An 11,762-nucleotide genomic window follows, 5' to 3' on the forward strand; every position below is an offset into this window, starting at 1 on the left:
GATTGACCAGATGAATCGTGGTTAAGGAACTAAAACTGTCTCAATGGGCAAGTCAATCCTCCTATTGGGGCAGTAAGGGCCGGATTGGCTGCACACTCCTACGGTCCTAGGGGCGGTCCGCTTGTTTGAATTCTATTTTCTTCTCAAACGCTCCGCTTGAGAGAACAAGGGTTCATTGAGTTGTCCCTTGACTGGTGCAACTGAATGAACCCTTATTCTTTTTATTATCTATCTAATCAATGCCCGATTGCGACTGGCACAAGCTGAAGGGGAAACAAGGGAAAAATCTAGCTTTTCCGTTCTTTTCTCATTAACTGTACTTGAAACCGCTTTCGGGTAAAGCGACAAGCACTTATTGATCTCAATACTTATTGATCTCAAGGGTAGCGGCTCTGATCGTTCGCTAGTTCAGCTTAACGTTCTGAGCTGCCATTTGCTTTTCCAGGGCAGCGTGATTAGACAAAAACTGCGCGTGCTGTTGCTCCGTACGCGTTGTTCCCAGCCCTTCTAGTTGTTGCTCCAGCTCCTTGGCGGGTAGATCCGCTCCGTAGCAGGGTGTGCCGGGCTGCTGCCGCCACGACTCATGCAGACTACCATTATCCACCGCGTCAAAGCCCAACTCCTCCACCAGAGCCATTACTTTCTGCTTGGCCGCGGGGTCATCGCCGGCCACAGGCAGAGCGATACGGCCGGGTGTACCGACGGGCTTGCCCGATTTTTCAAGGTGATTGGCCATGATATTGTTGAACACCTTTACAACAGGCCGACCAAGGTGCTGCGCTACCCACTCACTCTCGGTCAACTCCCCCTGCTCCAGTTCGGGGATGCGTCCATCCCGCAACAGAGGATAATAATTACTGGTATCAATGAGGGGTATTTCAGCGGGTACGCCCTCGAACAAAGTTTTGGGCAAATCGGGAATATTTTTCAGGGGAATAGTCACCACGATGAGCTCACCGTAGTGAGCTGCTTGCTCGGCGGTAACGGGAGTAGCGCCGGTTTTTTTTGCCACCTCACTCAGCGTTTCCGGGCCTCGTGAATTGGCAATCGCTACTGAATGGCCGAGGCTTGTGAGCCGGGTGGCAAGGGCACTACCAATGAAGCCAGCGCCAATGATTCCTATTTTCATTATCGGTACAATGAACAAGTAAGTTATAGATTGGGGTTTCGCCCAGGTGGGGTTTTAACTCCCGGATACGCCAATTGTTTATGCGCCTATGCCAGGGCTGACCAGTAGCCAGGCAACCAAACGTGCGAGGTAAGGTTTTACTTGGTTTCAATAGGATCAGGGTGTTGTCAGATAAAGCAGACTAGCTAACGCAGTAGAAGCCACTACAGTCTGAATCTAATGGATTCTCAACAATCGCTCCCGATTGAGACGAAGGAGCATTCATACATCTACTTCTCAGTCGGGCGGTAGTTCAACTCATAAATTCGCCGGGTTGTAAAGCCCATCCCTTATGGAATAATTGCGAGGCTAGCATGCAACGGCAAGTGTAATTCAGGCATCTAGGTAGAAACATGGGCAGAAAGAGTAGCTTCCAAAATGGGCTCAGAAACGCATTTATGCAAGAAAACGCGTCATGACTGTGGAAGACCTACTATTGATGCTAGTACCTTTGATTGACTGTAACCAACTCCATTCGTCTCACATGTATAAACCACTTATTGGGGTAGTCTGCCTCCTTATTTCGATCAGTACTACGGCTCAGCAGCCTACTACCCCCAAGATTAAAGTGCTCTTACTAGGTAGCATTCACTTCACACCATCCACCCAGGATGCCTATCAAAATAAAACGGTTGACGTTCAGGATAAACAACGGCAACTGGAACTCGAACGGATGCTAGCCCAACTAAGCCAGTTTAAGCCCAATCAAATCTGTATTGAAGTTCCCACCAAAAGTCAACCTAAAATTGATAGTCAGTATCAGCAGTATTTAAAGGGTAACTACAAATTAGGTACCGACGAGATTGACCAAATCGCTTATCCACTAGCCAAACGGCTCAATTTGCCCACGTTGAGTTGTGTCAACTATCGGGGCTCATTCGATTTAGACGCCGTTACAGCGTATGCCAAAGCGAATGGTCAGACTGATATTCTGAACGCCTTGAATCAATTTGCGGGTAGTATGGCGGCCGGCGTGGGTGATATTCAGCAGAAACGGTCTATCTCAGAGGTGTACCGCTTCATCAACTCTAAAGAAGAGTTAACCAAGAACGCAGCCATCTACTCCGCCTATGCCGTCAAGATTGGCCAAGGGTCGCAGTATCCAGGTACGGATTTAGTGGCGGGTTGGTACAACACAAATCTGCACATCTACACCAACATCCTACGAGCGGTTCGCCCCACCGATCGAGCAATTATGGTTTTATTTGGCTACGGCCACATCACAATTCTGAAACATCTATTCGAGACAAATCCGCAGTACGAGGTGGTTGAGGTAGCGGATGTGTTGAACAAGTAGACGACTGGTAGCGGTTGATCCAAGGTGGCCGGTCCTGCGATCAAAGCCCCACCCCGGTACAGTTGGTATTGGGGTGAGGTTTTGACGGTAGGGTCATTAACTTAATTAGACTGCTAAGCTAAAAGGTACTTTCTCAAGTAACGCTCCTATTCTAGACAGATAAAAATCTCCGTATTCTCAAACTGAGCGTTTTTTTAAGACATTATTATATAAGCTTACTTGATAATTGTACGGCGTCTGCTCAATCGTAAAGCGCATCCAGTCGACTAGACCTCCAAACAGGTAGGCCAGAACAGATTCACCCGGTTTGTAGGCTTTATCTCGAATCCAGTCCTATCTTTGCGCCATGAAATCCGTCACGTCTCTCTTTATGGGCATCCTGCTTTTAGCGGGTAGTCTGTTTCCCCAGACAGACGTGGAGGAAGTGTATAAAATCCCCGGTTTGCTGGCGCATTATCAATTGCACAAGAAAACGGCACCACGTGGCTTTGACTTCTGGCAGTTTCTGGACATGCATTACAATGCCTCCTCCCAGCACGCCAAGCTCCCCCACGAAGGCGTAAAGATTCCGCTCTACAATCACCTCTCAGCAGGTTTTGTCTTTACGTTAACCCCCTTCCAGCCCCAGCGGATTCCGGCCGAATTAGTGTCGTTGATTCCCTGGCCACAGGTTCATTTCTCGTACGAGAACCTGTATTCGTTCCTCAATATTTCGTTTCTGTTCCAGCCTCCGCAGTTGGGCTAACTCCGTTTTTGTAGTGTAGGCTTGCCGACTGGGCATGCGCTTTCGCGTGTGGTCCGGTTCGCTGGCTATTCTTTCTCAACGAGTTATCCCTATTATGCTTCATAAAATCATTCAGTTCTCGGTGCAGAACAAGCTGGCCATTGGCGTATTCATGGCCATATGGGTCGCCTATGGTGCCTATCAGGTAAGTCAGCTTCCCATCGATGCAGTCCCCGACATCACCAACAACCAGGTTCAGGTCATTACGACGGCGCCGTCGCTGGGGGCCGAAGATGTCGAGCGGCTTATTACGTTTCCCATCGAACAGGCTATCAGTAACATTCCCGGCCTCAAAGAAAGCCGCAGCTTATCGCGGTTTGGCCTCTCGCTGATCACTATCGTTTTTGACGACGATGCCGACGTCTACTGGGCCCGTCAGCAGGTTTCCGAGCGTCTGGCGCAGGTGGATATCAACGAAAACGCCAACAAGCCCGAACTGGCTCCGGTGACGACGGGCCTTGGTGAAATCTACCAGTACGTCCTCAGGCCTAAAAAAGGGTTTGAGAAAAAGTACTCCCTGGCTGACCTGCGTACGACCCAGGATTGGGTGATTCGTCGGGGACTACTCGGAACTCCCGGCGTTGCCGACGTCGCTACGTTCGGGGGCGACCTCAAACAGTACGAAGTGGCTGTCAATCCGGCCCGGCTGAAAGCGCTCAACCTGACGATCAGTGATGTGTTCACGGCCCTGAGCCGCAACAACCAGAATACGGGCGGGGCCTACATCGAAAAAGGGCCTTCGGTCCTGTACATTCGGAGTGTCGGGCTGGCTAAAACCAAGCAGGATCTGGGTCAGATTGTGGTTAAAAATACGCCGGATGGAACGCCCGTTCTGATTTCCCACGTAGCCGATATCCGCTTAGGAGCCGCTATTCGGTACGGGGCGCTGACGATGGCGGGTCAGGGTGAATTGACGGGCGGTATCGTGATGATGCTCAAAGGCGGCAATTCGTCGGACGTGATCCAGGACGTCAAAAAGCGTATCGCCGAGATTCAGCAAACGTTGCCAGCCGGTCTGGAAATCGAACCGTTTCTCGACCGGACCAAGATGGTCAACAACGCCATCGGCACCGTCGAGCATAACCTGCTGGAAGGGGCTTTGATCGTGGTGCTGGTGCTGATCTTGTTCCTGGGCAACTGGCGGGCGGGACTGCTGGTCGCTTCCGTCATTCCTCTGTCCATGCTCTTCGCCATCTCCATGATGAACACATTCGGGGTCAGCGGCAATCTGATGAGCCTGGGGGCGCTGGATTTCGGCCTGATCGTGGATGGCGCGGTCATCATCGTAGAGGCCATTCTGCACCACCTGCACGCATCCAAAAAGTACGCGACCCTCAACCAGATTTCCCAGTCCGAGATGGACGAGGAGGTAACCGATTCGGCCTCCCGCATGATGAACGCAGCCGTGTTTGGTCAGATCATTATCCTGATCGTGTACCTGCCGATTCTTTCCCTGTCGGGTATTGAGGGCAAGATGTTCAAGCCAATGGCGCAGACCGTGGCCTTTGCCATTCTGGGCGCTTTCATCCTGTCGATCACCTACGTACCCATGATCAGTTCGCTGCTGATCAGCAAAAAAATTACGCATAAACCTACCCTTTCCGATCGGGCGATGGCCCGGATCGAGCACGTGTATCAGAGATTGCTGCTCAAGGCGTTACGTATTCGCAAGCTGATTGTTGGCGCGGCCTTTGCCCTGCTGGCGGTAGCGGTTTTGTTATTCGGCCGGATGGGGGGCGAATTTATCCCCCAGCTCGAAGAAGGTGATTTTGCGGTCGAAACCCGGCTGCTGGTCGGCACCAACCTCAGCACGACCATTGATGCCATTACCCGAATTTCGCAGACGCTGAAAGCAAAATTTCCCGAAGTAGAGAAGGTCGTTTCCCGCATTGGCAGCGCTGAAATTCCGACGGACCCCATGCCCATTGAAGGCGGGGACATGCTTGTTGTGCTGAAAGACAAATCACAGTGGAGCAGCGCGCATTCGTTTCCCGAGCTGGCCAGTAAGATGGCGGCCACGGCCCAGGACGTCATGCCCGGCGTGATGACGGGCTTTCAGTTTCCGGTTCAGATGCGCTTCAATGAACTGATGACCGGTGCCAAGCAGGACGTGGTCTGCAAAATTTACGGCGAAGACCTGAACAAGCTGGCGACCTACGCCCAGCAACTCGGCAACATCAGCAAGACGGTGAACGGAACCGCCGATTGGTACGTCGAAACCGTAACGGGTATGCCGCAAATCGTCATCGACTTTAACCGGAGCGAAATTGCCCGCTATGGCCTGACGATTGAGGACGTGAACCGCACCATCAACGCTGCGTTTGCCGGAGCTACGGCGGGGCAGATGTACGAAGGCGAAAAACGGTTTGATCTGGTCGTTCGGGTTGGGAACGAAGGCCGTAAAAACATCACCGACGTGCAGAACCTGCCAGTGTCTACCCCAGCCGGGGTGCAGATACCACTTTATCAGGTGGCTACAATTAGGGAGATCGAGGGACCGAACCAGATCCAGCGCGAGAATACTCGCCGACGTATCATTGTGGGATTCAACGTTCGCGGCCGGGATGTACAATCCATCGTTGAAGAACTGCAACAAAAGGTAGCAACTACTATTCGGTTCGAACCGGGCTACACCATTACGTACGGGGGCGCTTTCGAGAATTTGCAACAGGCCAAAGCCCGCCTGAGCCTAGCCGTTCCGGTGGCGCTGCTGCTGATCTTCGGTCTGCTGTATTTCACCTTCTCATCCATCAAAGAAGGGGCGTTGATCTTTACGGCGATTCCCTTATCGGCGATTGGCGGGGTGTTTGCCCTGGCCCTCAGGGACATGCCGTTCAGTATTTCGGCCGGGGTTGGTTTTATCGCCCTGTTCGGGGTGGCTGTCCTGAACGGTATCGTGCTGATCTCGGAATTTAACCGGCTTAAGGAAGAAGAACGACTCACGGATATCGGACAATTGGTGATGAGAGGCACCCGAAACCGGCTCCGCCCGGTCCTGATGACGGCGGCCGTAGCATCGCTGGGCTTTTTGCCGATGGCGCTGAGCAACGGGGCTGGTGCCGAAGTGCAGCGTCCGCTGGCTACGGTAGTCATTGGCGGATTGATATCGGCTACTTTGCTGACCTTGTTCGTGCTACCCGCGCTTTATATACTGGTTGAGCGCAAACCCAAACGAGTGCTTCCCAAAGAAGTAGCCGCTTTGCTGCTGGTTCTGCTACTGGGGAGCGTGAGCCAGGCGCAGGCACAAACAAACCCGATTGATCTGAACCAGGCCATGACGCTGGCACTCGCCAGGAACGGACAGGTGCAGAACGCCCGGCTGAACGAGCAGGCCGGAGAACGCCTGCAGACGAGTGCGGTAGACATAGCCAAGACGGTTTTCAGTGCCGACTATGGCAAGTTTAACAGTGTCAGCAACGATACGCGCATCGGGGTGAGTCAGGCGTTCAGTTTTCCGTCGGTCTACGCCAATCAGCACAAACAGCTTGAGGCTAGCTATCTAGCCGCTCAGGCGCAACGCAAACTGACGGAAGCCGACATTCGGGCTCTGGTGCGACAATCCTATTTCGACTACGCTGTCCTGCTTCAGCGCCGACAGCTGCTGTTGTACGCCGATACCCTGTTTCGCCTGTTTGAAGCCAAATCGCAGGCCCGGTTCGAGAAGGGAGCCGCTAACGTACTGGAAAAAACAGCCGCCGAATCCCAGCGCCAGCAGATTTCCAATCAGTTGACCATGCTCAACCGGGACATGGTTGTTGTGCAGAATGAGTTTAGTCGGCTGCTTCAGGGAGGGCAGACCTACACCCCCCGCGTAGACAGCCCCCAGATTGACGAACGACTTATCCTACCCGATTCATTGGCCAGTAGCATACCGATCCTGGAGCTGGCCAACCAGCAGCAGCGGGCCGCTCAGTTTCGTTACCAGACCGAGAGATCCCGGCTATTGCCCGATTTCATCGTGGGCTACAACAACCAAAGTCTGATCGGTACTCAGCTGGTCAAAGGGCAGGAGCTGACCTATACGGGCCGTAACCGTTTTGGCTATGTCAGCGCGGGGGTGGCGATACCCCTGTTTTTCAAAGCCCAGAACGCCCGTGTTTCGGCGGCCAAACTGGACTGGCAACGCAGTCAGCAACAGGCCGATTATATCCAGCGCCAACTGGAAACAGAGCGCCGAAACGCACGTGAGCAGGTCCAGAAGTACCGCCAGAGTCTGACCTATTACCAGAGCCAGGGCCTCAAAAATGCGGATACCATCATTAATACGGCCGATCAGCAGTTCCAGAGCGGGGAAATCGATTACCTGCAATGGGTCATTCTGGTCGGTCAGGCCATCAGCATCCGTACGGAGTACATCAACGCGCTCAGCAGCTACAACCAGGCGGTTATCCAATCCCTAAAATTGAACAATCTGTAAACCATGAAACAGTTCATAATCATTTTCATCAGTCTATGGACCCTGGTGTCCTGCGAGAAAAAAGCCGATACCGAAACGCCCCCCGTCACGCAGAAAGCGGCTACGATGGCCACCAGCCAAACGGTATCGTTTACTACCCAGCAGCTCAACAGCAGCGGAGTAGACGTGGGTCAGCCCCAGCGCGAGCGCGTTAGTGGCGTTTTGACACTTCAGGGAACCGTTTCCATCCCCCCCCAGGGCATCATCAGCGTCAGTTTTCCGCTGGGGGGGTATCTAAAGTCGACGGATATGCTGGCCGGGATGCGCGTTAAAAAGGGGCAGGTATTGGCGTACCTGGAAGACATGCAGTTCATTCAGCTCCAGCAGGATTACCTGACGGCTAAAGAACGTTTTAGTTTGGCTGTCAGCGAATTTAACCGCCAGCGTGACCTGAACGCGACCAAAGCCAGCAGTGACAAGGTCTTTCAACAGGCGCAGGCCGACATGGAAGAACAACGTATTCTGATGAACGCGCTGGGTCAGAAACTGGAGGTGATCGGCATTAGCCCATCCAAACTGCAGGCCGATAACATTTCCCGCCGGGTGGCTATCCATTCGCCAATCGATGGCATCGTCGCCAAGGTGAATGCCAACGTGGGGAAATACACCTCGCCAACGGACATGCTGTTTGAGCTGGTCGATCTGCGTGATGTTCACCTGGTCTTGACCGTCTTTGAAAAAGACCTGGCGAAACTCTCCGTTGGCCAGTCCATCACGGCCTATACCAATAGCGATCCGGGCAAAAAATATGGCGGGGAAATCATACTGATTAACCGAAACCTGAATCAGGATCGGATGGCCGAAGTACAGTGTCATTTCAAGAGTTATAATGTCTCTCTGGTACCCGGCACGTTTATGAATGGCGACGTAGCCGTCAACAACAAAGAGGCTTTGACCGTACCGGAAGGGGCCATCGTTCGCTGGGCGAATAAATCCTATGTGTTTACCGACCAGGGCAATGGCGACTTCCACATGGCCGAGGTGAAGCCGGGTTTGGTCAATCAGGGGCGGCAGCAAATTGATGGTACTGGCATCACCAATCAGACCAACCTGGTTACCAAAAACGCTTATGCCCTGTTACTGAAAATCAAAAACGCTGAAGCTGAAAAGTAAAATTCGGTGTAATGCATTCATTTTAGTTTTCTCATGGAACAACCACTAAAACCACGTCAGGCTGGGCCACGTCAGGCTGAGCCACACCAGGCTGAGCCGCACCAGGCAGAGCGAGGGCAGAAAACTACGCTCATCGGCATTGGGGTCAGTATTGTGCTGTTGCTGGTTAAAGGCACCGCTGGCTATCTGGGCCATTCGTACGCCCTGATTGCCGATGCGATCGAGTCCGGAACGGATATGATCACTTCGACCTTTGTCTGGCTTGGACTTCGGGTAGCGGCTCGTCGGCCCGATCAGAACCACCCCTATGGGCACGGCAAGGCGGAACCGTTGGCTGCTATTGTCGTGGCGTTTGCGCTAGTGGGTGCCGCCATCCTCATCGCCGTCGAAAGTATCCAGAATATCCGGGTACCGCATAAAGTGCCCGAAGCCTGGACACTGGCCGTGCTGGCGGGAGTTGTCGTTGTTAAGGAAGTACTCTTCCGAAAAATAGCTCAAGTTGGTGCCGAGGTGGAAAGCAGCGCCGTTAAAGCCGACGCCTGGCACCACCGTAGCGACGCCATTACGTCGCTGACTGCCTTTGTAGGGATTGGGATTGCCCTCATCGGTGGGCCCGGTTACGAAAGCGCCGACGACTGGGCGGCTCTGCTGGCATCGGGGTTTATCGTCTTTAATGCGTACCACATTTTCCGGCCATCGTTCGGCGAAATTATGGATGAAGCGCCAACGGGCGACTGGCAGCAGGAATTAGCTACCATTGCCCTCAGCGTACCCGACGTGAAAGGGATCGACAAATACCGGGTACGCAAAACGGGCTTCGAGTACTTTGTTGATTTACACGTGCTGGTTCCGGGGGATTTATCGGTAAACCAGGGGCACCGAATTGCCCACGCGGTAAAAGCCGCTATATTACGGGCAAAACCCGCGGTGTATGACGTGCTGATTCATATTGAACCGGCGGAAGTACTGGCTGGCAGACGAGGCAGTGTGGAGTGAGGCACCGTCGAAACAAATCGGATGGGCGATCGGATGCGCTCGATCACACTTGTTGTTAAGTCTCCTATCGGCATATCTGGCTAAGATCTGGAGTTAAGATTTAAATGTCCAACTTGGAACTACTCGACCATCACCTACGCTGATTTGTTCAATTAACATATTTATTCAAAAAGACATCTCCTAAAACACCGAATTCACGAGACGAAAATTAATTTTTGTCTCGCCAGGAAGATGTCAACTCCTCGGCGGTGGTAGGCAATTTCGTATTAGGAATGCCTAAAACTTAAGCTCTTAACAACTTGAGACCTTGTGATTCGTAGAAAGGAAAATTGCCATCGTGACTGATTAAGATCAAGCGCTCAGCCAGGGCCTGACTAATCAGAATATGATCGAAGGGGTCATTGTGTATCGGTATCAAGGCTTCCAGCTTCGCCAAGTGAACAATCCGTAACGGAAGCAGCTTCACGCCCAGCGTTTCGCGTAAAGCATTAGCGATTTCGGCAATGGTAACCCCATTCAACTGAAAGTCAGCCCGCTTTAGCTTGGCTTTGATGACAATCTCGCGCAGGCTCTCGTGGCTGACGTAGAACTCATTGGTCGGGGTCTGAAGAATAGTTCTGATCGAATCCACCAGGTCTGGCGAATCAGTCAGCCACCAAATCAGGATATGTGTATCCAGTAAATATCGCTTCATTTCTTGATCGTCACGCGCAGGTCATCTTCCCAAGCCGATGACTTACTGACGATTTTATCCTTAAATAGGCCTAAACCAGCCTTCATTGTTGACTTGGTGGCCGACTGACCATTAACAGCCGGTTTCTTACCCGACGTTTTCGAAGTTTTGGTATCGGTTGCCATCTGGTTGGGGGTTGTTTTACAAATATAACACTATTGAGCTGAGGTAAAGTTTTGCTTGAGTCGTAGAACCATCAGTGTGTTTCTAGGTATGCCCTAACTCTTGATGACCGGATAACTACAGATTGATCTGAGACCTACTGACTCAATCGCTTAAACTGAGCGTTTAAAAAGACGCCTTATCTACTAAGTACGTGATCAATGGTGATAGCATATGAAACTGACAAAGTCAATTTAAGCCTGTTAAGAGCGCTTACTTAGCATTACTTACTATTTGATCAACCGCTTTGTAGAAACCAATATCTTCCCCCTTCGTAATTTGAAGTAAAGTGCCCTGCGGATCAATGAGTATCTTCGTCGGGTAAGCGCTTACGCCATACCGGTTCGCTAACGCTGCATCGGGGCTGTCCAAAAGTTGAGTCCAGGGAAGCTCTTGCTCTTTGATCGCCTTCAGCCAAGCCGCTTTATTGTCTCGGCAAGCTATACCGACAATAGTCAGTCGGTCCTTGTAATTGCTGTGACGAGCCTTCATCTGAGGAAAACCACTCAGACAGGGACCACACCAGGACCCCCAGAAGTCTAACAAGACATACTTTCCTCGCAGCGTCTCCAAGGCAAAAGTCTTTCCTTCGGCAGTTCGAGCGGTAAATAAAGGGGCGGCTTTACCAGGCGCTACTGTTGCCAGAACGGCAATTCGTTGCTGTAATGACTTACCTACAGGGCTACTTTTTATCTGATCGGACAAACCAGGAAAGTACTTTTTGATCGTATCCTCAGGTTGCATTTGCAGATAGCTGGCGGCAATTGCCAATGAGGGGTGGCTTATGGCATACTTCACTCGCTCAGCGTTATAGTGTTTCCTAAGTTGATCAAATTCGGCAGTGGTTGAATCAATACTATGCTGCTTAGCTCGATTCGTAGAAAGACTATCAATGGTAAGTGCTAGTCGGGTTTCTTTGTCCAGTAAGTAGCCATACTTTTGGCGGAATACTGAAGCTTGTTCAGCTAACTCATTACCTGCAATCTTAGAGCGTGTTTTGAAATCCATAAAGGCTGAGAGTCAGAGCATATTTGTGTCGACCAAGACATACAG

At 51.8% G+C, this 11,762-nt stretch carries 9 protein-coding genes; 5 read left to right on the plus strand and 4 right to left on the minus strand.

Features of this window, described 5'->3' with window-relative positions; genetic code table 11:
• Positions 1–403 precede the first annotated feature (403 nt).
• Positions 404–1,129, minus strand: a complete 726-nt coding sequence (locus tag ACYVAD_RS25300) for an NADPH-dependent F420 reductase (protein ID WP_461142345.1) — start codon at positions 1,127–1,129, stop codon at positions 404–406.
• Positions 1,130–1,652: 523 nt separating this feature from the next.
• Here ACYVAD_RS25300 and ACYVAD_RS25305 point away from each other — a divergent pair.
• From ACYVAD_RS25305 to ACYVAD_RS25325, 5 genes are all read left to right on the plus strand, one after another.
• A complete protein-coding gene (locus ACYVAD_RS25305) occupies positions 1,653–2,465 on the plus strand; it encodes a DUF5694 domain-containing protein (RefSeq protein WP_461142346.1) in 813 nt (270 codons plus the stop codon).
• 346 nt (positions 2,466–2,811) lie between these two features.
• Positions 2,812–3,210 (plus strand): hypothetical protein, encoded by a 399-nt coding sequence (locus ACYVAD_RS25310; protein ID WP_461142347.1) that lies wholly within the window; start codon positions 2,812–2,814, stop codon positions 3,208–3,210.
• 34 nt (positions 3,211–3,244) lie between these two features.
• Positions 3,245–7,666 (plus strand): CusA/CzcA family heavy metal efflux RND transporter, encoded by a 4,422-nt coding sequence (locus ACYVAD_RS25315; RefSeq protein ID WP_461142348.1) that lies wholly within the window; start codon positions 3,245–3,247, stop codon positions 7,664–7,666.
• A 3-nt stretch (positions 7,667–7,669) separates the two neighbouring features.
• A complete protein-coding gene (locus ACYVAD_RS25320) occupies positions 7,670–8,818 on the plus strand; it encodes an efflux RND transporter periplasmic adaptor subunit (protein WP_461142349.1) in 1,149 nt (382 codons plus the stop codon).
• A gap of 33 nt (positions 8,819–8,851) precedes the next feature.
• On the plus strand, positions 8,852–9,814 hold the full coding sequence (locus ACYVAD_RS25325; protein WP_461142350.1) for a cation diffusion facilitator family transporter: 963 nt from the start codon (positions 8,852–8,854) through the stop codon (positions 9,812–9,814).
• Between the two features lie 283 nt (positions 9,815–10,097).
• Here ACYVAD_RS25325 and ACYVAD_RS25330 read toward each other — a convergent pair whose 3' ends face one another.
• The 3 genes from ACYVAD_RS25330 to ACYVAD_RS25340 all read right to left on the minus strand — a co-directional run bounded on the left by ACYVAD_RS25330 (position 10,098) and on the right by ACYVAD_RS25340 (position 11,717).
• A complete protein-coding gene (locus tag ACYVAD_RS25330; protein ID WP_461142351.1) occupies positions 10,098–10,508 on the minus strand; it encodes a type II toxin-antitoxin system VapC family toxin in 411 nt (136 codons plus the stop codon).
• The gene (locus tag ACYVAD_RS25335) at positions 10,505–10,672 is read right to left on the minus strand and encodes a hypothetical protein (RefSeq protein WP_461142352.1); all 168 of its coding nucleotides are present in this window, start codon (positions 10,670–10,672) and stop codon (positions 10,505–10,507) included. The genes ACYVAD_RS25330 and ACYVAD_RS25335 overlap by 4 nt, the downstream gene beginning before the upstream one ends.
• A gap of 250 nt (positions 10,673–10,922) precedes the next feature.
• On the minus strand, positions 10,923–11,717 hold the full coding sequence (locus tag ACYVAD_RS25340; RefSeq protein ID WP_461142353.1) for a TlpA family protein disulfide reductase: 795 nt from the start codon (positions 11,715–11,717) through the stop codon (positions 10,923–10,925).
• Between the last annotated feature and the right edge of the window lie 45 nt (positions 11,718–11,762).

The organism is Spirosoma pomorum (assembly GCF_054776615.1).

Coding starts and splice junctions, on each gene's coding strand:
- ACYVAD_RS25300 (WP_461142345.1), bottom strand. CDS start 1,129: ATGAAAATAGGAATCATTGGCGCTGGCTTCATTGGTAGTGCCCTTGCC.
- ACYVAD_RS25315 (WP_461142348.1), top strand. CDS start 3,245: ATGCGCTTTCGCGTGTGGTCCGGTTCGCTGGCTATTCTTTCTCAACGA.
- ACYVAD_RS25310 (WP_461142347.1), top strand. CDS start 2,812: ATGAAATCCGTCACGTCTCTCTTTATGGGCATCCTGCTTTTAGCGGGT.
- ACYVAD_RS25330 (WP_461142351.1), bottom strand. CDS start 10,508: ATGAAGCGATATTTACTGGATACACATATCCTGATTTGGTGGCTGACT.
- ACYVAD_RS25340 (WP_461142353.1), bottom strand. CDS start 11,717: ATGGATTTCAAAACACGCTCTAAGATTGCAGGTAATGAGTTAGCTGAA.
- ACYVAD_RS25305 (WP_461142346.1), top strand. CDS start 1,653: ATGTATAAACCACTTATTGGGGTAGTCTGCCTCCTTATTTCGATCAGT.
- ACYVAD_RS25320 (WP_461142349.1), top strand. CDS start 7,670: ATGAAACAGTTCATAATCATTTTCATCAGTCTATGGACCCTGGTGTCC.
- ACYVAD_RS25335 (WP_461142352.1), bottom strand. CDS start 10,672: ATGGCAACCGATACCAAAACTTCGAAAACGTCGGGTAAGAAACCGGCT.
- ACYVAD_RS25325 (WP_461142350.1), top strand. CDS start 8,852: ATGGAACAACCACTAAAACCACGTCAGGCTGGGCCACGTCAGGCTGAG.